At 55.2% G+C, this 22,740-nt stretch carries 21 protein-coding genes; 11 read left to right on the top strand and 10 right to left on the bottom strand.

The annotated features are described in order from the left end of the window. Positions 1 to 77 precede the first annotated feature (77 nt). Positions 78 to 974, top strand: a complete 897-nt coding sequence (gene ypfJ, locus ZBT109_RS00345) for a KPN_02809 family neutral zinc metallopeptidase (protein ID WP_027704411.1) — start codon at positions 78 to 80, stop codon at positions 972 to 974. A 513-nt stretch (positions 975 to 1,487) separates the two neighbouring features. Beyond that, positions 1,488 to 2,204, top strand: a complete 717-nt coding sequence (locus ZBT109_RS00340; protein ID WP_169733982.1) for a DUF4339 domain-containing protein — start codon at positions 1,488 to 1,490, stop codon at positions 2,202 to 2,204. A 427-nt stretch (positions 2,205 to 2,631) separates the two neighbouring features. Here the strand turns inward: ZBT109_RS00340 and ZBT109_RS00335 are convergent, their stop codons facing one another. Beyond that, the gene (locus ZBT109_RS00335) at positions 2,632 to 3,636 is read right to left on the bottom strand and encodes an ornithine carbamoyltransferase (RefSeq protein ID WP_027704410.1); all 1,005 of its coding nucleotides are present in this window, start codon (positions 3,634 to 3,636) and stop codon (positions 2,632 to 2,634) included. Positions 3,637 to 3,959: 323 nt separating this feature from the next. On the opposite strand from ZBT109_RS00335, the gene ZBT109_RS00330 reads away from it, so the two are divergent. Further along, positions 3,960 to 4,196 carry a transcriptional regulator gene (locus tag ZBT109_RS00330; RefSeq protein ID WP_051523661.1) on the top strand — a complete coding sequence of 79 codons (237 nt, stop codon included), beginning with the start codon at positions 3,960 to 3,962 and terminating at the stop codon, positions 4,194 to 4,196. 143 nt (positions 4,197 to 4,339) lie between these two features. Here the strand turns inward: ZBT109_RS00330 and ZBT109_RS00325 are convergent, their stop codons facing one another. Then, a complete protein-coding gene (locus tag ZBT109_RS00325; protein ID WP_027704408.1) occupies positions 4,340 to 5,221 on the bottom strand; it encodes a GIY-YIG nuclease family protein in 882 nt (293 codons plus the stop codon). A gap of 200 nt (positions 5,222 to 5,421) precedes the next feature. On the opposite strand from ZBT109_RS00325, the gene ZBT109_RS00320 reads away from it, so the two are divergent. The 3 genes from ZBT109_RS00320 (at position 5,422) to ZBT109_RS00310 (ending at position 8,273) form a co-directional block, all read left to right on the top strand. Continuing rightward, positions 5,422 to 6,252, top strand: coding sequence for a hypothetical protein (locus tag ZBT109_RS00320; RefSeq protein WP_027704407.1), 831 nt, complete (start codon positions 5,422 to 5,424; stop codon positions 6,250 to 6,252). Positions 6,253 to 7,254: 1,002 nt separating this feature from the next. Continuing rightward, positions 7,255 to 7,983, top strand: a complete 729-nt coding sequence (locus ZBT109_RS00315; RefSeq protein ID WP_027704406.1) for an AzlC family ABC transporter permease — start codon at positions 7,255 to 7,257, stop codon at positions 7,981 to 7,983. After that, positions 7,977 to 8,273 (top strand): AzlD family protein, encoded by a 297-nt coding sequence (locus ZBT109_RS00310; protein WP_027704405.1) that lies wholly within the window; start codon positions 7,977 to 7,979, stop codon positions 8,271 to 8,273. The genes ZBT109_RS00315 and ZBT109_RS00310 overlap by 7 nt, the downstream gene beginning before the upstream one ends. Before the next feature lie 122 nt (positions 8,274 to 8,395). On the opposite strand, the gene ZBT109_RS00305 is transcribed toward ZBT109_RS00310, so the two are convergent. Together ZBT109_RS00305 and ZBT109_RS00300 are read right to left on the bottom strand one after the other, a co-directional pair. Next, positions 8,396 to 9,469, bottom strand: coding sequence for an AGE family epimerase/isomerase (locus ZBT109_RS00305; protein ID WP_027704404.1), 1,074 nt, complete (start codon positions 9,467 to 9,469; stop codon positions 8,396 to 8,398). Positions 9,470 to 9,597: 128 nt separating this feature from the next. Next, positions 9,598 to 9,816 carry a hypothetical protein gene (locus ZBT109_RS00300; protein WP_027704403.1) on the bottom strand — a complete coding sequence of 73 codons (219 nt, stop codon included), beginning with the start codon at positions 9,814 to 9,816 and terminating at the stop codon, positions 9,598 to 9,600. A 516-nt stretch (positions 9,817 to 10,332) separates the two neighbouring features. Between ZBT109_RS00300 and ZBT109_RS00295 the strand changes: the two genes are divergently transcribed. From ZBT109_RS00295 to ZBT109_RS00280, 4 genes are all read left to right on the top strand, one after another. Beyond that, positions 10,333 to 10,842: a hypothetical protein gene (locus tag ZBT109_RS00295; protein ID WP_027704402.1), complete on the top strand. Its 510-nt coding sequence runs from the start codon at positions 10,333 to 10,335 to the stop codon at positions 10,840 to 10,842. 107 nt (positions 10,843 to 10,949) lie between these two features. Next, entirely contained in the window at positions 10,950 to 11,198 is a 249-nt protein-coding gene (locus ZBT109_RS00290; protein WP_027704401.1) for a CsbD family protein, read from the top strand. A gap of 581 nt (positions 11,199 to 11,779) precedes the next feature. Then, positions 11,780 to 13,156, top strand: a complete 1,377-nt coding sequence (locus ZBT109_RS00285) for a glycoside hydrolase family 68 protein (RefSeq protein WP_027704400.1) — start codon at positions 11,780 to 11,782, stop codon at positions 13,154 to 13,156. A 243-nt stretch (positions 13,157 to 13,399) separates the two neighbouring features. Then, complete coding sequence (locus ZBT109_RS00280; RefSeq protein ID WP_051523632.1) at positions 13,400 to 14,347, top strand: hypothetical protein; 948 nt, start codon at positions 13,400 to 13,402, stop codon at positions 14,345 to 14,347. A 132-nt stretch (positions 14,348 to 14,479) separates the two neighbouring features. Here ZBT109_RS00280 and ZBT109_RS00275 read toward each other — a convergent pair whose 3' ends face one another. The 6 genes from ZBT109_RS00275 to ZBT109_RS00250 all read right to left on the bottom strand — a co-directional run bounded on the left by ZBT109_RS00275 (position 14,480) and on the right by ZBT109_RS00250 (position 21,545). Beyond that, positions 14,480 to 16,081, bottom strand: coding sequence for an inorganic phosphate transporter (locus ZBT109_RS00275; RefSeq protein WP_027704399.1), 1,602 nt, complete (start codon positions 16,079 to 16,081; stop codon positions 14,480 to 14,482). A 147-nt stretch (positions 16,082 to 16,228) separates the two neighbouring features. Continuing rightward, on the bottom strand, positions 16,229 to 17,611 hold the full coding sequence (gene sstT, locus ZBT109_RS00270) for a serine/threonine transporter SstT (protein ID WP_084261697.1): 1,383 nt from the start codon (positions 17,609 to 17,611) through the stop codon (positions 16,229 to 16,231). 81 nt (positions 17,612 to 17,692) lie between these two features. Next, on the bottom strand, positions 17,693 to 18,097 hold the full coding sequence (locus ZBT109_RS00265; RefSeq protein ID WP_027704398.1) for a hypothetical protein: 405 nt from the start codon (positions 18,095 to 18,097) through the stop codon (positions 17,693 to 17,695). A gap of 385 nt (positions 18,098 to 18,482) precedes the next feature. Further along, the gene (locus ZBT109_RS00260) at positions 18,483 to 18,731 is read right to left on the bottom strand and encodes a GNAT family protein (RefSeq protein ID WP_051523631.1); all 249 of its coding nucleotides are present in this window, start codon (positions 18,729 to 18,731) and stop codon (positions 18,483 to 18,485) included. Between the two features lie 198 nt (positions 18,732 to 18,929). Continuing rightward, positions 18,930 to 19,655 (bottom strand): riboflavin synthase, encoded by a 726-nt coding sequence (locus ZBT109_RS00255; protein WP_027704397.1) that lies wholly within the window; start codon positions 19,653 to 19,655, stop codon positions 18,930 to 18,932. 54 nt (positions 19,656 to 19,709) lie between these two features. Beyond that, complete coding sequence (locus tag ZBT109_RS00250) at positions 19,710 to 21,545, bottom strand: aminopeptidase P family protein (protein WP_027704396.1); 1,836 nt, start codon at positions 21,543 to 21,545, stop codon at positions 19,710 to 19,712. A gap of 283 nt (positions 21,546 to 21,828) precedes the next feature. Here ZBT109_RS00250 and ZBT109_RS00245 point away from each other — a divergent pair, with 283 nt between their 5' ends. Further along, entirely contained in the window at positions 21,829 to 22,353 is a 525-nt protein-coding gene (locus ZBT109_RS00245) for a gluconokinase (RefSeq protein ID WP_038277538.1), read from the top strand. The last annotated feature ends 387 nt before the right edge of the window (positions 22,354 to 22,740 follow it).

The following is a 22,740-nucleotide window of genomic DNA, read 5'->3' as shown; positions in this document are numbered from 1 at the left end:
GCTTTATGACAGGGCCGCTCACCGGAACGGAGAGCCTTTGGGTTTCATAGCGTAGAACGAACAGGGACGATCGACATATGAAGTGGCAACGCGGCAGACGCAGCAGCAATATCGAAGACGAACGCAGCAACGGCTCTAGCGGCGGCGGTATGCGCCTAAGCGGTGGCAAGATCAGCATCGCGGGGATCGTACTGGTGGTGGCCTTCGGTCTGATTACGAAACAGGACCCGATGCAGATTCTCAGCCAGGTTCTAGGACAGATCGGCGGCAACGGTGGCAGCGTAGCGACGCAATCGAATACGTCATCGACCACACCGAGCCAAGTCGACCACAGCCGTGACGAGTTCATTAGCACGGTGCTGGGCGATACCGAAGATACTTGGACAGAGATATTCAAGCAGCAGGGCAAGACGTACCAGCCCCCGAAACTGGTCCTGTTCAGTGGCAGCGTCTCTTCTGGCTGTGGCTATGCTTCCGCCGCGGTCGGTCCGTTCTACTGCCCAGCCGACCAGAAACTGTATCTCGATACCTCCTTCTTCGCAGAAATGAAGTCACGCTTTAAGGTTGGCACCGACTTCGCTCAGGCCTATGTCATCGCACATGAAGTGGGGCACCACGTACAGCACCTGACCGGCATTGATCGCCAGGTCACTCAAGCCGAACGTCAAGGCGCTGCGCGCGAGGGGGCCAACGGGCTTTCCGTACGCCAAGAACTGCAGGCTGACTGCTATGCCGGCGTATGGGGCCATCAGGCCGAAAGCCGCTACAACTGGCTCGAACCGGGCGAAATCGAAGATGCCTTGAAAGCAGCCGACGCCATCGGCGACGACAACCTTCAGCGTCAAGGGCAGGGCCGCGTGGTGCCCGACAGCTTCACGCACGGCACGGCTGAACAGCGTGTACGCTGGTTCAAGGTCGGCTTCGACAGCGGCGACATGGCACGCTGCGATACCTTCTCAGCCAAGCAGCTTTGACCGCCTAACCCCCAAGCGTAGATACAGCCAGCGAGTACTTAGCTGCAACGGTATTAAAGCGACAAGACCATCGGGCTGGCACCAAGGGAAAGCGCGTATTCCCGAAACGTCTGTCTATGCGCCATCCTGTATCAAGCCCTTGCGTATTACTATTACGCGAGGGCTTTTTCTTTTCATGAATGCGTTATTTATTTTCTTATTGGCTCGTTCATTTGCACGTAGAACATGACCCAAAACATAAGCTGCCCTAGAAAATATCGGCCCAGCACGCTACTTACTCATTTTGATGACACCCCAAAAGAATGAGATTTTATCTGTCATAACAGCCACATAAATATTAACAAAGGTTTTAAAAGCGTTTGTAACGCAGTATGTTGCCCTCTAAGTAACCGATACCCCAGAAATGGGATCGGCATCATTGCATCTCAGGAACTCAAAGTTCTGTGACGAAGCAAGCACCAAGACGGCTATTCATGGCCTGCAAAATGCCTTTTTATATTTAGGAGATCAGGGGTGTCAGAAGCAACGTGGTATTACTCCAAGAACGGAACAAGAAACGGTCCTTTCACTATTGATCAGATGAAAGGCTTTGCCGCCTCAAGCGTGATTGGTCTGGACACCAAGGTCTGGGCAGGGGCCGGTGACTGGGTGTCGCTGAAGGAAACGGAGCTAGCCGCCAGCGTTCCTCCTCTGTCTGGCCCGCCGCCACTGGCGTCTAGCGATGTGGACAACCGTTTTGTCTGGGCATTGGTCGGCGTACAGATCATCGGCGCACTGCTGGGCTTACTCTTCGATATCAATATCGGGTGGCTCATCCTTATCATCAACGTCATTCTCTGCGTGGTAGATGAACGACGTTTGAAAGCCGCCGGCTATGACGCACCGGAAACCTACTGGGCCGTGCTGATCCCTGTCTACCTGTGGAAACGCGCCAACCTTATCGGCCATAGCAAAAACTACTTCTATGCATGGATTGCCGGTTTTGTTTTGCTAGTGATCGTGGGTTTCATGGACAGTGACTCAGAGATCGAAGAAGCGGCCTGCCCTATCGTCACCACCATCATTCATGACCAGTTCTATCAAAAAGCGTCCTGCATAGCCGTCGCTATCGACGACGAGCCTAAAGACGATTTCTACACGGCAACGGCCTACCTCGATAACGGTAACCAGCTGGATATCACCATTGAGAAGAAGCAGGACAAGATATTGGTACGCGTACCGCTACAGTAATACGGGAAAAGCTTTCTTATGGTGAAGCTAACGAGACGATGCACCGTCCTTACCCTTCACCATAAGGCGGAGCCATTTCCTGATCGCACTCCGTGCGGATGTCCCTTGCCTTGCTAGCCAAAGGCAGGGGATTTTTGTATTTAACTGTCCGTGATACGGCGAAGCAACGTAGCGTTGTTCCAAGCGGAGAGAGGCATTTTCAACAGGCCAACGGCCATGACCACCCGCATTTCACGTGGTATTTTTCAGCACTGGCAGACATATTTCCAGAAAAAACCGACCATACATACCCAATAACGCATTGAATAATAGCAAATAATTTAGAACTCACTGTTTGTTTCACGTGAAACAAAACACCCCCGCCACAGCGCCCATTGCAGGGCACCATAACGGGGGTGCTATCGCTGATACGTATTAATCAGCGTCCTCAGGCCAACGACGCCACCATAACCGCCTTGATGGTATGCAGACGGTTTTCAGCCTGATCGAAGACGATGCTGGCCGGTGACTCGAACACCTCTTCTGTCACTTCAACGCCATCACCAAATTCCGGATAACGCGCAGCCACCTGGCGACCCACGGCCGTTTCTTGGTTGTGGTACGCCGGCAAGCAGTGCATGAACTTCACGCGCGGATTATCGGCTGCCGTCATCAGCGCGGCATCAACGCGATACGGGCGCAGTAGGGCGATACGTTCATCCCATACTTCTGCTGGTTCACCCATCGACACCCAGATATCGGTATGTACAAAATCGACACCTTTGACGGCCGCCAGAGCATCTTCGGTCAGCGTGATTCGCGCACCACTGTCGCGTGCAAACGCCTGGCACTCTTCAACGAAACCGTCATCCGGCCACAGCGCCTTCGGCGCAGCAATGCGTACATCCATACCCAGCTTGGCACCGATCATCAGCAGCGAACGTCCCATGTTGTAGCGCGCATCGCCCAGATAAACGTAGCTGATCTGATGCAGCGGTTTATCGCTGTGCTCAATCATGGTCAGCACATCGGCCAGCATCTGTGTCGGGTGGAATTCAGCTGTCAGACCATTGAAAACCGGCACACCCGCATATTCTGCCAGCGTTTCAACCGTGATTTGATCCGCGCCGCGGAACTCAATGGCATCGAACATGCGGCCCAGTACACGTGCGGTATCGCTGATCGACTCCTTATGGCCCATCTGTGAAGAGGATGAGTCGATGTAAGTCACGTGAGCGCCCTGATCTTTGGCAGCCACTTCGAAGGCACAGCGCGTGCGCGTCGAGGTCTTTTCAAAGATCAGCGCAATCTGCTTGCCCTGTAGCCGTGGCTGTTCAGTACCTGCTCGTCGTGCACGCTTGAGCTCTGCAGAAAGATCTATCAGATAGCGGATTTCTTCGGGAGTGTGCCGCATAAGACTCAAAAGATGACGCTGACTCAGGTTGAACGCCATGGTCGATACCCTCGCTTGGGTTGATGGAAGAATTTAGAAGGAAAGAATCCAGACTATCAGCATTATGCGGATTACAGAAATGGACAGCTCGCCACAGGTTCCATATCCCATTCACCATGACCGCCCTTCACGCAGCCAATGCACAGCGATTGGTATATTTATGTTATTGATCAATCAGCATGATGCACACCGTTACCAATTCACCACACCATCACTACGCACTCGCGTTTACACCGATACGTAGCGTTTCCTAATATAAGAGAACATTGGTCGACCGCATCATATGAGGATGCGTTGGCTTTATTCGTAGGATGGTTATGGTCATGAACAGAATTGATGAACTGCTGGAGTGGCTGCGCACGGCAAGTGACAACGACATCGAGCAGACAGGAGTCAGCCGAAACTATCTTCGCCTCGTCGCTTACGGCCACAAGCGGCCTTCAGCGCGAGTGGCAACAAGCCTAGAGCAACTTTCGGGCAAGGAGATCACACGCCAGATGCTGCGCCCGGACGACTGGGAAATCATCTGGCCCGAACTGGTCAGGCCGCCTCGCTATTAAGCGCATTGACGTGGTACCAGGATGTCCCACGTGGCAGTTTGGGCAAGGATGCCCTTTTCACGTGGTAATATTTAGTCCCGACAATGTTTCACGTGAAACATGCCCTCTCCCTCTGCCACCGTGATACGGCTCTGGCACATGCTCTACTCATGCTTTCCATCCTTTTCCCCACGTGGTAAAAGCGCCACGATATCGACACCGTTCGCCAGCAGTGGCTTGACCGTGATCTTATAGATATCCGCATCAAAGTGATCGTCGACCTGCCAATGTCCTTGCTGCGCATGTGCCAGCGAGTCAAAGCTTCCTAGGTAGCGCCAATGATTTAGCACATGATACGCCGTCATATCGCCATGCTGCTCGCGTAGTGCCACCGGGCCATCGTAGGGCCACATCACCACGTGGTAATCCGTCAGTGCCAGCAGTAACCGCTCTCGGTGTTCGACAAGGCTTTCCTTCCCCTGACATGCGCCGCGGCACTTACCGATACTGGCCCGGAAACAGCCTCGCTGACGCACTAACGAATCCAGCCCCATGACGCCGAGGCACAGCTGGTGTTCGTCTGCGAGTGCCAATAACACGTCTCGCGCCTTCTTCTGATTTTTAAACAGCCCATATACCCGCGGATCACGCCCATAATTGATGCGCTGTGACGGTTCGATCTGCACTTTCCCAGCGTCATCCAGCACGATGGAACTCAGTGTGCCTTGGCGCCGCAGGCGTCGATTAAACAGCGGCTGGCGCTGCTTGATCAGCCGCGCCTCCAACAGCAGCGCACTGATCTCCCCAGCCGTGCAGTGAAACGCAATGCGCCGTGTCTGATGCAGCAAGCGCGCCTCGCTCTTGTTACGCAGGTGAGCATTCAGCCGAGAACGCAGATTGACGCTTTTACCAATGTACAACGGCACCCGTTCGTCCTCCCCCAAAAACAGGTATACCCCGGGTGCCATCGGGGCCTGCTGAACGTCGGCACGCAGATGCTCTGGGTATTGATATGGAAGGTGACGAACGCGTGAGGTTGTGACCATGACGGAATGCGGAGGCTCCGGAAATAGGGAAGGCGGGAGGCTTCATCATAACGCAGCCCTGTATATCTGTTCAGCCCGAATATTGGAGTGCAATGTTGCGTGGTTTTGGCTTGATGAGCTAAACCTATACCCACATTGACCGTATTGCCCGCTGTTACACCCTCATGCAGGGCCTATCTCAAGGAAGGAGATCGCAGACAATGAAGCATATCCATAATGCCGGCATCGCGCTGACCGTATTCGGACTTCTGGGAGGAGCTTCCCTATCCGCACTGGCACTCGATGACACCAACACCCCGTTGCCTTCTCTGCATGAGCGCATTCAACGCAGCATGAACAGCACGCATCAGAGCTATGAAGAGGTTAAGACATCCTCGCAGAAAGCGTGGGATGCACAGCCCGCCAGCGACAGAGCTGCAGCGACGGCATCGGTTACCGCTGCCAACGTTCGTTCGGGCGCTAGCAAAGCCATCGACGAAGCCAGCCAGAAGGCGGAGCAGCTCAAAGCCGAGTCCGCTGAAGCCGCTCAGAAGCTGCAAGACAAAGCGGCTGAGATGAAGCAGCAGGCAGAAGAGACATATCAGAAACAGACCTCCGGCGACACCAGTGACGCTGCGCGCGAAAAAGCAGAAGCTGCACGAAAAAGCACGCGTGAAGAGGCCGACCGCCTGAACGAGAAAGCGGCAGACCTGAAACAGCAGGGTGCAGAAAAAGCCAGTGATGCGAAGGACAAAGCCGCTGAGCTGAGAGACCGGGCGGCAGATGCTGTCAGCAATGGCAAAGACACCACCGCCGAGCAAAGCCGCAGTACGACGGACACCCTCAAGGAAAAGGCACACGACGTGTCTGAAAGTGTTCAGGAAAAAGCGTCCGAGCTGAAAACCGAAAGCGGTCATCTGTGGGACAAAACTAAGGAAGGCACTAGCAAAGCGGCAAGCAGCGTCAAGGAACACGCCTCTGACGCTTATGACAGCGCCAGCCAGAAAGCTTCCGAATGGAAGGACAAAGCGGTCAACGCTGCCGAGAAATAGGCCTCACCACAACGCTTCAACTGCAACAGCCGCTGTTGGTTACAGCGGCTGTTCTTTTATCAAAAATAAAGAGAGGGTGTGGATAAGTTTTGCTGCCGAGCAAGTAACCCTTTCTTCGTGCGTTAACAAAAGAACGTCTAGGCCCCCCATCAACTTTTCCACGCCAGATATCCGCCCCTGTTAAGCCGTTTTCTGCATCGCGCAACTTGCCTAGTGAGTAAAGTACTGGCACCCCCTTCATGGCGGCGCTCTGAACGGCCGACCATTCATGCCTGCTCAGCACCTCAGATGCTGGCTTAGCGGTCACCTTTCTTATCTTTATCACGTTGCTACGCCTCCAGCGCTAGGCTTATAGCCCTATCCTCGGTGCGTCTTTCTTTCCTTCACCTAGCATTAGCAACCTTTTTCTTATCTTCGCGATTTAAAGAGTTTTTCACGAAATTTGAGCACTTTTGTTTACTATTTAGATAAAGAAACCGCAAAAATTAACGGTAGAGGAAGCCGCTTCAAAGCGCTATGCTGCATGCATACACATACTTTATTCAAACTTAAAAATTATCGTGACCTGTACTTTTTCGAGCAAAGTACAGGTTGACCTGTACTTTAGATCAGGTTACTATTCACCGCGTAGTGTCATTAGTCATCATGATCCTTGCTGGACAATAGCATTCTGTGATTGATCGGGTTCCTTGCCGCCCTGCACAGGCGGCTTTTCTGAACGATACGATCGTCACACCTTCCATCGCTCCATGCAGATTGGCAGCAGGGAACTCTTCCGGTGATTACTGGTCTTCTAAACAGAGCATGCGTTGTATTCTCTGTTCTTCTCAAAGACATCCCTGCTTGATACCCGCCATCCCCCTAGGCGGGTTTTTTTTGCCCATATCCAGCCCATTTTCCATGACGCAGATGCCAGACCATGCGCGATTGTGGTAGGTCCGCATGCCTGTGCCGCTTATACTCGTGGGTTCTTCCTTTTCAACGGCATTAGGTAATACCGCTATGGGCACGGCATCTGATACCCCTCGTGGCCGCGAGGTCATGCGAGGCTTGAAGAACTCGGTCGCGATGCAGATCGGCTTCATCCCCTTCGCCCTAGTGCTTGGCGCACAGGCTGTCCAGAAAGGCCTGCATCCCGCAGAGGTTTCGTTAATGACAGGCCTCAACTTCGCTGGCGGCTCCGAGTTCGCCGCCATTGCCCTGTGGACCTCTCCCCCTCATCTGCTGCTGATTGCCGCCATCACACTACTGATCAACAGTCGCCATGTACTGATGGGCGCTGCGCTAGCGCCTTTCATTCGTCACTTATCAAAGCGAAAGGCGCTGGCCGTGCTCTTTTTCATGTGTGATGAAAGCTGGGCCATGGCATTGGCCGATGCCCGCAAGCGCACGGCCACTCAAGGGCGGCAGGCCCTATCCGTGCCCTACTACGCGGGGGTATCCGCCGGCCTGTACTTGTCATGGGTCATCTTCACCACCATCGGCGGGTTACTGGGCCCGATAATGGGTGACGTGCATGCGCTCGGCTTTGACATGGCCTTTCCGGCCGTGTTCCTAGTACTGATACGGGGCATGTGGAAAGGCATGCGGGCCGCGATACCGTGGGGCATCAGCTTGGGCGTTGCCATACTGACCTATCTCTTCATTCCCGGTAGCTGGTACGTTGCTAGCGGTGCATGCGCGGGCCTGCTGACGGCATGGCTAATGGCGAAGGAGAGCGCTCCATGCTGATGACCTGCCTTACCATCGTTGTCATGGCCTTGATGACCTACCTAACGCGCATTGCGGGTTACCTTGTCTTCCGCAATATCGAGATGGGGCAACGTACCCGACAGGTGATGGAAGCCGCGCCGGGATGCGTACTTATCGCCGTCATTGCCCCGCATTTTGCAACAGGGCGTCTGGCCGATGTGCTTGCGCTGGCAATTACGATCGCCGTTGCAAGCCGCTTTCCACTGCTGGTGACTGTGCTAGCAGGGGTAGCCTCTGCCGGTATTCTGCGCTGGCTCCTTCCTCTGTAGGAGTCACAAGGCGAAGTGCCATGAACGCGATCTTTTGATCGGGACGTAAAAAAACGCCGCCAAGCACAGTGACTGTGCTTGGCGGCGTTTTTGCATCATGAAAAGCGACGTTATATCAACGCTCAAGCCTTCAGCGCGTGAACCGTACCCACATAGCTTTCGATGACGTGATATCCCGTGGTGGATTTAATCGGGCCACGGATGCCTGAATATTCTTCAGGCAGATTTTCTGGGAAGAAGTGCTCCAGCACACGCGCCATGACTGACAGCACACGCTCGTCACCGGCCAACGCCAGCGCGCGAATACGTTCGAGACTGACCCAGATGCGCGCGGTGCGATCCAAAGGACGCGTTTCGGCATCCAGCGGGAACGCCACCATCTCCGGCTCGAATTCACGCCAGGCGATCTCTTCTGCCGCTGCCGCCAGACGCCTTGGGTCGAGGCGGCGATAGTTCAGCCCCAGGTTGCTGTTCAGGCTCAGCAGCGACGACCACTCGTAGTTATGGCCGAGGTCGTACTCAAGGATGGTGTTCTGTCCGTCAATACGTTCGGCCAGCATGCCACGCACGTCATCCCAGAAATGGTTATCAACGTGCTCAAGCAGGGCGTTAGCCTTGTGGCGCAGCTCAGCGTGATCGGAAAGCTGCAAGCGCAAGGCCATGGCTTCGAACAGATGCATGCCAGCATTCAATTCGGAGAAGTCGCCACCTTCGCGCGGCTGGAAGATGGACGCTGTCGGGATGGCCAGAATGGCATCTTCGGTAACGGTCATGTCCGCATCCAGTGCGGCCTTATCCAGCACGCTCGGATCGTCCAGCAGGCCATCTAGGTAGTGCAGCTGCACTTGAGCATTGAGCAGAAACGCCAGCTCATACATGGCCGCACCGTCGTTGGTCGGCACTGGCGCATAGGCCGGCTGGCCGTTCAGCATGCAGGGGGTCAGGTAGTGCTGGCGCGTGGACTGATAGATGTCCACCGCACGGGCAGCCGCGGCTCGGTCACCGAACTCGCGCGCCATATGCACGTTATAGATGATGCCGCGCGTCTGGCACAGCTGACGAGGTGCTTTGGTATTCTCACCGTGGGCGACGAACTCGGGCACGCGCCCTTCGTCGTCGATGCTGGTCGCCAGCGCGGTATTATAGATCGTCAGGATATCGCGAAAGCGGGAAAACAGAGCCTGTGCATCGTGCATGGAATCTACCCCATTGCAGACAGTAGTCGAAGGATCGATGGCCATGCGCACGGCACGGCCGTATAACGCGACACACTAGCACGAATCGCGCACCATCGCCGCACCGACCGTGAGTGCGGCCTGTCGGCTCATACCGCGTCTACGTGGCGTCCGTAGACCAGCTCAACCATCGTGATGGCAGAACGGATGATTTCGGCATCCTGTGCGGGCAACGCGCCTTTGTTACGACCGTGCTCGTTCAGCTGCACAATCATGGCAAGCGATTCGAGCGCATCTTCAAGTGAACTGGACAGCGCTTGGTGATCCGGCGTCAACAGCGGCGCCAGGCTAGAAATGGAAGATGACATGTATACCCTCTTATCAGAATGAGCGACGCGCCAACGCATGGGAAATACGGCGTCGAGTTCGTTCTTCTCGTTCTTTTTATTGCTACTGGGGAAGACAGGCGATCGCCTGCTGAGTTCTTACAAGTTTACGAAAGGGTCTGAAAGATCAAATTGCAAATATGCAGGAAAAAACCCTGTTGAACGGCCTTTCAAGAACACTGTTCGCATTTGTATTACGACCATTAGTCAGCCCTTCTTTACCCTGGAAGCTGCATTTATTTAGCTGTTTTCAAAGCAACTCCGTCAATTGTCAGCATTGAGGACACATCGCGGGCCACAGCTATTCCTTTCTTTTACATGAAGATACATTTTGAAGGGCGCATTACCGACGGTATGGCCTATTGTTGGCAGCCTGTCTTTAAAGTCAGTGCACAAATGTCAGCACCTTTTCTACGCTTTTCTTTTGGGTAACCGTTTATGCCATTGTGTGGCACTCGGTGCTCTTGACTCGAACTGCTGGTAGCAAGGAGGCATGCCATGCACTCTACCCCTCACGTGCTCGATCGCCGTGATCGCGAACGCACTCATCACGCCATTCGACATACGCTGTTTCAGATCTATCTGCTGATGGTGGTACCGGTGACCTGCCTGCTGGCCATGACCTATTTCCGCACCTATCTGGAGTGGATCAGCCGCAATGAACTCAACGGCTCCCCTCTGATGGTCAGTGTTCAGATCCTGTCACTGATGTATATCGTGGCCTCCGTAATCTGTGGATTGGGCGTACTGTTCCACCAGCCGTGGGCGCAGAAGGTCACTCAGAACTTCCTACTGCTGTCCGTGCTGTACCCGCTAAGCATCTACCTGCTACAGATGAAAATCCTGCACTGGCACCTGCATTCTCCCTTCATCGGTTTTGTGTGGGTACTGGTGCCAGCGCTGGTGAACTGCGCTATCTGGACCATGCATGCCCGCAGTGAACACCATATGCAGATCGACTACTGCCTAGAGTGCCGCAAGCAGCGTCGCGCCCAAGAAGCGCACTAAAAACTTCCACGATTGGCAGCATGACATTATGCCAATGCTGTACCAGTATGAAGGGTGATTCACATCGCTTGAGAAGGTAGGCCCTTCACAGCAACAAGGAGAGTGTCATGAGCATGGAAGAACTGAAAGGTAAAGCTCAGGAAGCCGCTGGACGCGTACAGAAAGCAGCAGGTGACGCGTTCGACAACAATGAATGTCGCCTTAAAGGGCAGCTCCGCCAGGGGGCCGGTCGCATCCAGTCTCAGTACGGTGAAGCCGTAGACCGAGTACGCGACTTCGCCCAAGACAAGCCGTTTCAAGCGCTGGGTATTGCGGCTCTGGCAGGCTGGGTCATCGGTCGCGTTCTGAAACGCTGATTGTGTACAAGCAATGATGAAGTTCCCAAGCCTCTTGCTTCGGCAAGGGGCTTTTTTATGGCCATCACGGTCGGCGGGGTTGCGACAACACCGATAAAGAACACACCATCTCATCCTCGCTCGACATAGGGGAGACGACACGCGTCCACCTTGCACTCCATTTGGGCACTGTCCCCGGCCGTGAATGTTGGTAATGGCATGTTGCCTTCAATGCTACAACACTCCATGCTCGCGTCTATGTAGCATAAATTATCTTTTACACTTCTTATTATTTTAATGAGCTGCTCAATATATTGTTTCAGGCTCGATCTAAAACAAATATAACCACCTGATAGTATAAAGCGTTATGAATAGCCCTATCAGAACGTACAGGTCTGCCCCTCCAAAAACAAACTTCATCATCAAGCGACCATATTTATAAAGAGAAGCCTATTGGTGACACTTGATAACATTAATTATGTACGCATTTTGGTGAGTTATGTCTAGATTTCTCCCTGTCACGCAGACAGGGCGGCAGTACGGTTAAGTGTGCTGCCGCTATATAAACCAATTGATAACAAGAAAAATAAGAGGATCTTCACATGGCTGCTATTACGAAAACGACCAGCGCCACTAATAGCGCGGCCACTATTTCTCACTGGACCCGCGAACAGGCACTCAGCTTCAAAGCCACCGAAGCGAATACCTTTCCGGAATTCGATAACACCAAGATCCAAGCGTTCATGGAGGGGTTCGATATCTGGGATTCGTGGTTCGCTCTGGACGAAAACGGTGATCTGGCGTCCATAGAAGGGTTCCGCGTGCTATGCGCACTGGGGCTGAAACAGGCCGACAATCGCAAAATCGCACGCATCAACTATTTCTACTCCAAAGACGGCCACTCCTTCATTCCGGGCGGTCTGCTGTTCCCGCGTCGCCTTTTCAGCGACATTCAGGAATGGAGCGGGTCCACACTGCTGCGCAATGATGGTCGAGTGCAGACGTTCTACACCACAGCAATGGGCCACACTCGCGATGGCATCTGGCAGACGTTCCAGCGCTTGGCCACGGCCATACAGCGTCCGTCGGTCAAGGATGGGGTACTGACTTTCTCGTCCCCAGAATACCACAACCTTCTACTTGAACCGGACGGTGTCTTCTACCAAAACGTGGATCAGGCCGACGATGCAGAACTACGCATGCCGACCCTCCACAACCGCAGCTACGGTAATGATCAGGTCAACAACCTCTGCTTCCGCGATCCCTTCTTCTTCAAAGACCCGGCAACACAGAAAAACTACCTGCTGTTTGAAGCCAACACGGGGCCCCGCAACGATGCAGAAGGCACCGTACGCCGCGACTACATCGGCAGCGACGATTTCGAACCGAACTATCGTCCTACCGTGGATGATCTGAAGGCCAATGGCTGCGTCGGCGTTGCGGAATTCACCGATGATCAGTACACCAAGCTCAGCCTGTTGCCTCCGATCCTGACCTCGAACCTGATCACAGATGAAATCGAACGAGTCACTCTGATCTACCGTGACAGCAGCTACTATCTGTTCTGCGTCACCCACGGTAACAAGATGACCATTCTGGATGACACCTTCATCAACCGCGACATGATGCTGGGCTTCAAGGCATCATCCATGTTCGGCCCTTATACCCCGCTCAACGGCAGTGGTGTGGTCGTGCAGCAGAAGTCAGAAGGTGCCATGTACACCGCACAGGCAAGCAACTATCAGTACGTCTACTCATGGAACGTACTGCCGGACCTGTCCGTACTGAGCTACGCCAACTACTCCTATTCGGCAGCGGAAGACCGGATGCTCTACACGAAAACCGTTGGGCCGCGTATCCACCTCAATCTGCAGGGTACGCAGACCGAGATCACCGGACTGGACTATGGCTTCGTGCTGAAGACGGCAACGCAGGAAGCTCAGGATACCGATGAGCCTGTCGATGAAAGCGATGTATAAGACCACCGCCGTTTTTGACATTTGAATAGTTATATCGAGGCCCTCGTCTGAAACGAGGGCCTTTTTCGCCATAGGCAAGGCGCTTTATGGACAATCCTGCGACCAGCCACCACTATGAACACGACTTCAGATGAAAGTGCATGTTCTATTCTCACTATCATGAGGTCTTATCGGTAAGCTTATCGTTTCACTGCGGCGCCCCTTCCCGGCACGGCAGCTTCTCAAGACAAGGTCTTCGTGTACATGCAGGATGCTTCAACAGGCAAAGGGCCGCTAGGCCCCGAGGCCGACCAAGCGTTTCAACCGCTAACGTCTACCGCCATGACAGGCCAGGTACGCATCGCGCGCCTGTCCTACCATGCCCGTAACGGCTCTCAGAAATACCTGACCATGCCCTTCGAGCGCATGTTACTGCGTTATTGGCAACATCGGCTGCCCGGTAGCCAGCGCATCGAACAGTGGGGGCTTCCCCGCAAGGCCATGATCGAAACGCTAGGCGATGCACTAATACTGCATGTCGATCCCCGCCAGCTCATTCGCATCATCGGTTGGCCGCCGCGCAGCGAATGCGCGTTCAACGCTTTCATCTGGGACGGCGACTGGGACCTCAAGCGTGAGGACCTGCGCATCGGCGATCGTTATCGTTTTATCAGCGATATAGATGAACACCGTCAGCACCTTGAAAAGACCGAGCGCTATCAGCGCTACCTGGACGATCTGCGCCGTGGCAAACCCGCCCGCTTCCGCCAGCTGGGCATTCGACTCGACAGTCCAGAGCTAATCAAGCGCTACCTTCAGGTCTACCTACGCTTTCTAGACAGTATGGCCGCCCACGGTTTCGATGCCGACAAAGGCAAGGATGAACTGGGCGTCGCCGTCAGCCGAGAAGGGCGTCTTATCAAGATCAACAAAGGGCTACATCGTCTGGCAATGGCCCAGCGTATAGGGCTTCCTACGGTTCCGGTTCGCGTACAGTGGGTGCACCGCGACTGGTGGGCCAACGTGACGGATGGTGCACGCGGTGCAGAAGCACTGGCCCGCGTAAAGGCGGCTCTGCCGCTCTGCGTACCGGAAACCGAAGCCGGTCCCAACGATACCGAACAACCTGCAATATTGGGTGAAGATTTCTGGCCGATACCGCGTGGCATTGCTAGCCAACCTTCGGATACCGAAGATAGAAACGCTCTCTAACGGCATCAATGTGAGCAACAAATACACGGTCACACCGGCTAGCACGGTGGCTCATCGGACAGTCGCCATGCAATGAAGACACAAAAAAGCCAGCCTCTAAAGGCTGGCTTTTTCTATTGCAGAAAGCGTCAATCAGAACTGCAGGAACAGCCAGAACATGCCACCCGCCAGCAGAATGGTCGCCGGCAGGGTCAGTACCCATGTCAGCGCCAGATTGCGCAGTGTGCCCCATTGCAGGCCAGAACGGTTGGCTGCCATGGTACCGGCAACGCCAGAAGACAGCACGTGCGTCGTGGATACGGGCAGGCCCAGTATGTCGGCTGCGCCGATGGTCGCCATTGCAACAGTCTGTGCTGACAGCCCTTGAGCATAAGTCATGCGGGACTTGCCGATCTTTTCACCCACAGTATGCACGACACGCTTCCATCCAACGACAGTACCCAACCCCAGCGCCAGTGCAGTCACTACTTTCACCCACAGCGGGATGAATTTGATCGTGCTGTCGATGTGCGCTTTCAGGCCGTTCAATGCTTTACCGGAGTGGCCTTCGAACTGTGCCTTGAAGGTATCGCTGCCGCTCATCATGCGAATAGCTTCACTGGTGATGTACATGTCATCACGGATATCGTTGACCTGATCGTCGCTCAGACTCTCGAGGCTTTCCAACGCCGCTATTTGTGCATGGATGCGGCCGGTTAGCACACCCAATGCCGGAACGACATCAGGCGTTTCGTGATGGTTGCGCAGGTATTCACGCAGAATCTGGTCAGCAGGCTGAGACAGATCCGGCAGTGTATCGCCATTGATGATATGGCTGACTTCATAGGCCGAAGATGCGAACGCTGGCAGGTCGTGCTGCGTGGAATAGCGATCCAGCGCGTAGGTTGCCGGTATTAGGCTGACCAGAATCATCATGATCAGGCCCATGCCCTTCTGACCATCGTTGGAGCCGTGCGCAAACGCGACACCACTGGAACTGGCGACCAGCAAGCTGCGAATCCACATTGGAGGCGGCATACCATCACGCGGTGCTTCATACAGCGCCTTATTGCGGACCATCAAACGCAACGCCAGCAGCATCAGGCCTGCAAAGACGAAACCAATGAACGGAGAGAACAGCAGGGAATAACCGATCTTGATCGCTTGTCCCCAGTTCACACCGTTGAGCGAACCGTGATTGATCATGGCATTGGCAATCCCCACCCCGATCATGGAACCGATCAGCGTGTGGGAAGAAGATGCAGGGATGCCTTTCCACCACGTCAGCAGGTTCCACGCGATAGCCGACAGCAGCAGCGCGAAGACCATAGCAAAACCGGTGGACGGATGACCGTGCAGCACCAAGTCAATGGGCAGCAGCGCTACCACACCAAAGGCCACGGCCCCGGACGATAGCAGCACGCCTAGGAAGTTGCACAGTCCCGACAGAATGACAGCTACGGTCGGAGAAAGGGAATGAGTGTAAATGACCGTCGCAACCGCATTGGCGGTGTCATGGAAGCCATTGACGAACTCGAAACCCAGTGCAATCAACAATGCTGCTGCCAGTGTCGCCACGACCGTCCAATGCAACGGAGACATGGCATGACCGGACACATCACTGTAGATGCTGATGCCGACATATATCACCCCGGCCAGCAGTGCGAGAAAGAACAGAACACTCAAGTGCCTGCTGGGACGCGCACCCGCTGACGGGTTTTTGGAGACCTCGGAAGAATGCGAAGTCACAGACATAAGCTGTCATCCAGTAGTGGTATTGAAGAAAGTGCCTAGCCTAGTCGGCGAATATGACAGTTTTCTTACAGGGCGGTAATGAAATGGTATATGCGCCCCCAATTTCAGGAAAATAAGGGCGAGCTACCGTCACTGCGCTGCTAATGGTCACTCAGCAGGGTGCGACACTGAGACCGTTTCGCGCGTATTTCCAGCGTACTGATTCTGGGCCTGCAATGCCTTGCGCTCCTCGGCCTGACAGACAGCCACCGTAAAGAGCAGATCGGTCGAGCTGTTGAGAGCAGTTTCAGTCGAATCCTGCACAACACCGATCGTCATCCCAAAGGCCACGACTAGCCCAGCGATCTGAGGGTCGATCCCGAACAGGCTGCACGCCATAGGGATCAAGATGACCGAACCGCCCGCAATGCCCGAAGCCCCCAGCGCAGCGATGGTTGCGATAATGCACAGCACCAGCGCACTGCCCATGCTGACGTCGATATGCAGCGTGTGCACCGCCGCCAGCGTCAGCACGGTGATGGTGGTGACAGCACCGGACATGCTGATGTTGGCGCCGATCGGAATCGACATCTGATAGATATTCTTATCAAGCTTGAGGCGCTCGCACACGGCCAGATTGACAGGAATGTTGGCAGCCGAACTGCGCGTGAAGAAGGCGGTAATGCCCGACTCCTTGAGGCACATAAACACCAGCGGCCAAGGATTGCGGCGAATGATAAACAGCACGATGATCGGATTGATGACCAGTGCGATGAAAACCATGCAACCGATCAGCACGGCCAGTACGTGCAGATACTGGGCGAAGGCGCTGATGCCGACGGTGCTGACATTGTTCGCGACCAGTCCAAACACGCCAATAGGAGAACAACGGATGACGAGACGGATGAGGCGCGTGCAGGCATTCGATAGATCCTGAACAACCTTCTGAGTCGTATCGCTGGCACTGCGCAAGGCCAGACCAAGCCCCAGCCCCCATACCAATACGCCGATGAAATTGCCTTCAACCAGAGCTTTGGCAGGGTTCTCGAGGATCTTACTGACTAGACCGTCCAACACATCGCTCAGCGAGCCTGGCCCTTGCAGGCTGACGGCCGCATCGCCCATTTGCTGCAGCTTCAGCTCACTGGGAAAGAAATGGCTGGCCAGTACCGCCAACACTCCCCCCAGCACCGTACTGCACAAATACAGGATCACGATGGTGCGGATGCCTCGCCCGCCCTGCTTCTGGCGCGGATGCATCATTGATGACATCACCAGCACCAGCACCATTAGCGGGGCAATGGCCTGCAATGCTTTGATGTACATGCCGCCCAAATACCCCATGTGAGCGGCCGTGCTGCTGCGAAAGATATCCAAAATCCCATTAATGATGCCTTCCCCTGCGCCCTGGTAGATATAGCCAGCGGGTACTCTCGGGTCGAAGTACCCCAGCAGGGCCCCGAGCAGAATGCCCACGATGACCTGCGGAATGAATTGCCGGCTCAATCGTGAGAGAAGCGAGGGTGATGATGGGGAAAGCGCATGAGACATAGTGAATATCTTTGGTAATGAGTCAGTGAAAGGCAAAGACCTCGGGAAAATCCCCAAGGCCTTTGCTTGCGAGCAGCGAAATCAGGCGTCTTCGCCTTCCGCGCTATCGCCATAGGCATCCTGCCAGGAAGCCGTCATGGCCGCCGTCACGCTATTGCCGAGCTGTTCGGCAACGTCAGCGCTGACGCAGTGAGTCAGCAGAAGAGACAGCGCCGTGGCACTTGCCGCCTGTGCAGCCTGCGACGCCTGTTCGTCATCGCTATCGGATTCTGCCGCTGCATCGCCAAGAGACGCTTTGGCCTGTTCGATCAGTTCATCGCTGTACTGCTCTCGCAGCCACTGGCTGATCGCCTGCGTCGCCTGTTGCCAGGCAGCGTCATCGGGCAGCTGGCCGATACGTTCTAGTTCGGTGGCCACGTGCCCCATGGTCAGCGCGGCAAAGCCTACGGCAGCGCGCGCACATTGAAGCGAAACATCAGTCGTCATGAGAAATTACCCTATCAAGAGGGAGGCATTCCCTCTTGTCACAGAGAGACATGCGAGGAGAAGAGTGCCCTTCACCCAGCGCACTCTGTTTCAAAAGGGGTGCATGTTACCCGCGTCGGCTTGCTGCCGACAATGGCATTGCTACTATTCGCGCGCATTGCCGCACGTACTCCTGAGCGGAAAAGGCGAAAAAACACCCGCTATCAGATTGCGGCACGGTGCTCCATGAAGCATTCCAGAGCGCCGGTAGCGTCATCTACGCCATCCCCTGTTACACGGAATCCACGCTGCGCCGAGCAAGCAGGTTAGCAACATATACATTCAGCGTAGCTACTTCTCGGCCGCGCAGCGCGTGAGCCAACAACGCAGACCCTACTCCTTCCCCTTAATGCTCAGGAGCAACGAACAACGCCGCGATCTGATGCTCGACGCAGCTGACGAAACTGATGACATCACCCTGTTCAACCATAACCGCTGTATCTGCCTGAGACAGGTATACCTCTCGCGTCAGCGGACATGCCTCGCGCCAATACTGCGCGGGAATGAGATCATGACGGATGATGGACGCCTGACACCACAGCGCAACAACAGCGTCCATGTCACGTTCTGGCGGCATGGCACGAATCACACTCATCGCACAGCGCCTTTCGGCACATGTTGAACGACACACATATTCCTGACCACCAAAGAAAAAGGCCACACACGGTGGCCTTCTTCCTTCTCTTAGTGCAAGCGGCAATCGCTGCTGTACAGCGCTTCACAGGTCGTGTGCCCATCTTCTGCTCAAGCAGAGAGTATCGGGCACGGCAAACCACACGCCGTAAGTAACCACTTACTTTTTATTCATGCTGCTTGTCAGCCGGGGTATATCCCCAACAGTAAGCTGTTCGAGACTCTGCCCTTGCTGTGCCAGCAGCGCTTCAAGCAGCGGGTAAAGTTTGCCCAGATTTTCTTCGAGCGTCGTGCGTACGGTATCGACGACCACCTGCGTACCACGTTCGATCTCGATATTGAGCAGATCACCCTGCTGCTTGTCTTCAAACGTGGTCATGCGGCGTGTTTCGGGAATCAGCCACACGTCAAACCACCCTTGCTGCCGATCGACCTCAGCGATGGTTAGGCTGGCACCGTTGATGGCGATATAGCCTTTGGGAAAGATGTAGCGCTTCCAGTCGCCTTCCATCGCAATACGCAGGCGATAGTTGTCTTCAATCTCCGTGACACTCAGCACAGAGGCGGCAAAATCGATATGCCCCGACAGCGGGTGCCCACCGATTTCGGCACCGTCCTTGGCGGCACGCTCAACGTTGACGCGCGCGCCTTCCTCGAACTGGCTGAGGGTCGTCACCCGCAGGCTCTGCAGCATCACATCGAAGCTAGCGCGCGTCTCGGACAGCAGCGTGGTCACGGTCAGGCACACCCCATCTACGGCAACGCTGGCACCTATCGCAAGCCCTTCGCAGAACCCCTGCGAAAACTCAATTTCAAAGGTGCGGATACCGTCGTGATCCCGCAGGCGATCAATCGTTGCCACAGCCTGAACAATCCCGGTGAACATGGCGTCTCCTTGCTATGTGAGTAATTACTAACTATCGCTACAAATCAGATGATGTCAGACACTCTTGAACGTCACCAACGGTAGTGTATTGCGCTCCAGCCACTCGCGCGTAGTGCCAGACAGATGGGGCAGCAGACGCTCGCGTACCTGCTCGTGGTAGCTATCCAGCCAAGCGATCTCTTCATGCGTGAGCAGTGTCACGTCGATAGGCTTCATGTCGATGGGGCACAGCGTCAGGGTTTCAAAACGCATGAAGCTGCCAAAGGCATTGTCGACATGGCGAACGTTGGCCACGAGGTTCTCAATGCGGATTCCCCATTCGCCTTCACGGTACAGCCCCGGCTCGATAGAGGTGATCATGCCTTCACGCATGCCGTTGACCTCGTTGGGACGGCCATAGAAGGAAATGCTCTGCGGACCTTCGTGCACGTTGAGGAAGTAGCCCACCCCGTGGCCCGTGCCATGCCCGAAGTCGAGGTTCTGCTGCCACAGCGGTGCACGAGCGATGGCATCCAACATCGGCGCAGGAATACCGTCGGGAAAGTGAGCGCGCGACAGCGCAATGGTGCCTTTGAGCACCGTGGTGTAATCGGCGCACTGCGCATCAGAAGGGGTGCCGATCGCCAGTACACGCGTGATGTCGGTGGTGCCGCCTAGGTATTGAGCACCGGAGTCAATCAGCAACAGTCCATTGCCTTCGATGGTGGCAAAGTTCTTTGCCGTGGCCTGATAGTGCGGCAGCGCACCGTTTTCGTTGTAACCCGCTATGGTTGGGAAGCTGAGGCTGACGAACCCGGGCCGGCGAGCGCGTGCCGCTGTCAGATGGGTGTCGATATCCAACTCTGTCCACTGCTCACCGCGCAAACGCGCTTCTTCGAAGGCCTGCAGGAACTCAACCAGTGCGATGCCGTCCTGAACCATGGCATTGCGCACATGCGCCAGCGCCTGCGGTTCTTTGCAGGCCTTGAATAGTGTGGTGGGGTTGGGCGAGTCGAACAGTTCGACACCGTCCGGCAATTGCGCGTCGATGTAGGCGCTGACCTTGCTGCACTCCAGCAGTACGCTGCCAGAAACATTCGCCGATAGCCATTCGCCAACGCTGTGGTACGGCGCAGTCTCGACGCCAGCACGTTCCAGTACGGCACGAGCATCCTCGTTCAGACGGCTATCATCCACGAACAGCACGGCACGCTGGGCATCAACCCACGCATGCGCCAGAAAGACCGGATTGTAGTCGACGTCCTGACCGCGCAGATTGAACAGCCATGCAATGTCATCAAGCGACGATAGAAAGTGGCCATCGACGTCTTCTCCCACCAGCACTTGACGCAAACGCGCCAACTTATCAGCGCATGAGGTCGGCACATAGCGCGCATCATGCGCGTAGACCTCGGCTTGAGGCAGCGCAGGGCGGTCATCCCAAACGTCATCCATCACGTCGACACTGGTTTCCAGCTCGCATCCGGCTGCAGCGAGATGCTGGCGCCAGTCAGCGACCTGTTGCATGGAGATCACCGTGCCATCAACACCAACACGTTCCCCCTCTTCCAGATGCTCGGCCACCCACTCTAGTACGTCCGTGCGGCGCGGATACCATTTGGCCCACTCGATGCCGGTGCCCTTGAGCTGGTTGCCAGCCTGCAACCAGTAGCGGCTGTCTACCCACAGCACCGCCTCATTGTTGGTAATTACTAACAAACCTGCAGATCCAGTGAACCCGGACAACCATGAGAGCGCTGCCCAATGGTCAGGCAGGTATTCGGACATATGAGGGTCTGACATCGGTACGATCCAGGCCGCCAGACCGTGCTGCTGCATCGCAGCGCGCAATCGAGAGATGCGTTCACGGATCAGGGTCGAAGAGGAAGACGAGGGCGTGGTTGCCGGCATGACAGGCTCCGCAAAGAATGAAGATATAAAAAGAAAGCGCTCAGGCACGGTATCACGCACGTCCCGAATGCACTCCTGACGGTATACGACTCAGCATACTCGCTGTCACCCATGAGTGGCAGGGCTCTGCAACATAAGACAAGGCCGTCTGAAAGGGTACAGGAACAGGGCGACATGATGGTATGGTCACCCTCAAGGATGACCGGGCAGGATGCCCAGCCATTGCAGTGCGGCCAACCGATAGGAGCCGCGTTCCTCTATCCATGGCAATGGGAGTAGACACATGAGTACTCGTACGACAACGGTCGTGTTCATGGGCGTATGCGGTTCAGGCAAGACAACCATCGCTAAGCTGTTCGCACAGCGGGTCGGCTGGCCCTTTGCCGAAGCAGATGATTTCCACTCTGCGGCCAACGTCGCCAAGATGGCCTCCGGCACCCCGCTTACCGATGACGACCGCTGGCCTTGGCTGCGCAGCCTGCGCGACTGGATCAGCAAGGAAGCGGCGGCAGAACACAACGTAGTGATGACCTGCTCGGCGCTCAAAAAAGCCTATCGCGACATTTTGCGCGAAGCCGACTCCGACGTGTATTTCATCGAACTAACCGGCACCCGCGAAGTGCTCATGGCACGTTTGTTGAATCGCAAGGACCACTATATGCCCGCTAAACTGCTAGATTCCCAGCTGGCAATCCTTGAGTCGCTGAGCGACGACGAACCCGGCTTCAAGGTGGACATCGACCACACTGCCGCAGAAGTCGTCGACAATACGATGTCACTGCTCAAGCTGTCACCGCGCTCGGCATGAACCGTTTGTAGCCGCTTGCCATATCACGGTTTTCACGCTGAAATGCCTCGATATGGGAAACCTGCTTCAGACTGAATATGCCCGCCATGCCACTGTAAGAGGATGCAGATCATCGTATTCTAAAGTGTAAAACTCGGCATAAAGTGGCATGCTTGCTCGCACTGCCCCTACATGAATGGGCAGTGCGGGTGTGGTATTCACTGCGCATGTTCAGCGCGAACCACAGCCGTCGTAGTGTTTTTGTGTAGGCACATTATGTATTGCCCACTGCGACAACCTCCCTCGTGCCACAGCGAACCGGCGTCTGTGGCAGGGTAGACTTTCATGCAGAAAGTGCGGGGACACGACTACCCTTTTCCTATGACAGGAATGTTTGGCTGCGCCTGT

The sequence above is a fragment of the Zymobacter palmae genome (assembly GCF_003610015.1).
Taxonomy (GTDB): Bacteria; Pseudomonadota; Gammaproteobacteria; order Pseudomonadales; family Halomonadaceae; genus Zymobacter; species Zymobacter palmae.
Note: the sequence above shows the minus strand (reverse complement) of the source record. Positions and strands in the feature narration are given on the sequence as shown.

Coding starts and splice junctions, on each gene's coding strand:
- ZBT109_RS00315 (WP_027704406.1), top strand. CDS start 7,255: ATGGGCACGGCATCTGATACCCCTCGTGGCCGCGAGGTCATGCGAGGC.
- ZBT109_RS00245 (WP_038277538.1), top strand. CDS start 21,829: ATGAGTACTCGTACGACAACGGTCGTGTTCATGGGCGTATGCGGTTCA.
- ZBT109_RS00255 (WP_027704397.1), bottom strand. CDS start 19,655: ATGTTCACCGGGATTGTTCAGGCTGTGGCAACGATTGATCGCCTGCGG.
- ZBT109_RS00265 (WP_027704398.1), bottom strand. CDS start 18,097: ATGACGACTGATGTTTCGCTTCAATGTGCGCGCGCTGCCGTAGGCTTT.
- ZBT109_RS00310 (WP_027704405.1), top strand. CDS start 7,977: ATGCTGATGACCTGCCTTACCATCGTTGTCATGGCCTTGATGACCTAC.
- ZBT109_RS00290 (WP_027704401.1), top strand. CDS start 10,950: ATGAGCATGGAAGAACTGAAAGGTAAAGCTCAGGAAGCCGCTGGACGC.
- ZBT109_RS00295 (WP_027704402.1), top strand. CDS start 10,333: ATGCACTCTACCCCTCACGTGCTCGATCGCCGTGATCGCGAACGCACT.
- sstT (WP_084261697.1), bottom strand. CDS start 17,611: ATGTCTCATGCGCTTTCCCCATCATCACCCTCGCTTCTCTCACGATTG.
- ZBT109_RS00275 (WP_027704399.1), bottom strand. CDS start 16,081: ATGTCTGTGACTTCGCATTCTTCCGAGGTCTCCAAAAACCCGTCAGCG.
- ZBT109_RS00260 (WP_051523631.1), bottom strand. CDS start 18,731: ATGAGTGTGATTCGTGCCATGCCGCCAGAACGTGACATGGACGCTGTT.
- ZBT109_RS00285 (WP_027704400.1), top strand. CDS start 11,780: ATGGCTGCTATTACGAAAACGACCAGCGCCACTAATAGCGCGGCCACT.
- ZBT109_RS00305 (WP_027704404.1), bottom strand. CDS start 9,469: ATGCACGATGCACAGGCTCTGTTTTCCCGCTTTCGCGATATCCTGACG.
- ZBT109_RS00280 (WP_051523632.1), top strand. CDS start 13,400: ATGCAGGATGCTTCAACAGGCAAAGGGCCGCTAGGCCCCGAGGCCGAC.
- ZBT109_RS00320 (WP_027704407.1), top strand. CDS start 5,422: ATGAAGCATATCCATAATGCCGGCATCGCGCTGACCGTATTCGGACTT.
- ZBT109_RS00300 (WP_027704403.1), bottom strand. CDS start 9,816: ATGTCATCTTCCATTTCTAGCCTGGCGCCGCTGTTGACGCCGGATCAC.
- ZBT109_RS00250 (WP_027704396.1), bottom strand. CDS start 21,545: ATGCCGGCAACCACGCCCTCGTCTTCCTCTTCGACCCTGATCCGTGAA.
- ZBT109_RS00330 (WP_051523661.1), top strand. CDS start 3,960: ATGAACAGAATTGATGAACTGCTGGAGTGGCTGCGCACGGCAAGTGAC.
- ypfJ (WP_027704411.1), top strand. CDS start 78: ATGAAGTGGCAACGCGGCAGACGCAGCAGCAATATCGAAGACGAACGC.
- ZBT109_RS00325 (WP_027704408.1), bottom strand. CDS start 5,221: ATGGTCACAACCTCACGCGTTCGTCACCTTCCATATCAATACCCAGAG.
- ZBT109_RS00335 (WP_027704410.1), bottom strand. CDS start 3,636: ATGGCGTTCAACCTGAGTCAGCGTCATCTTTTGAGTCTTATGCGGCAC.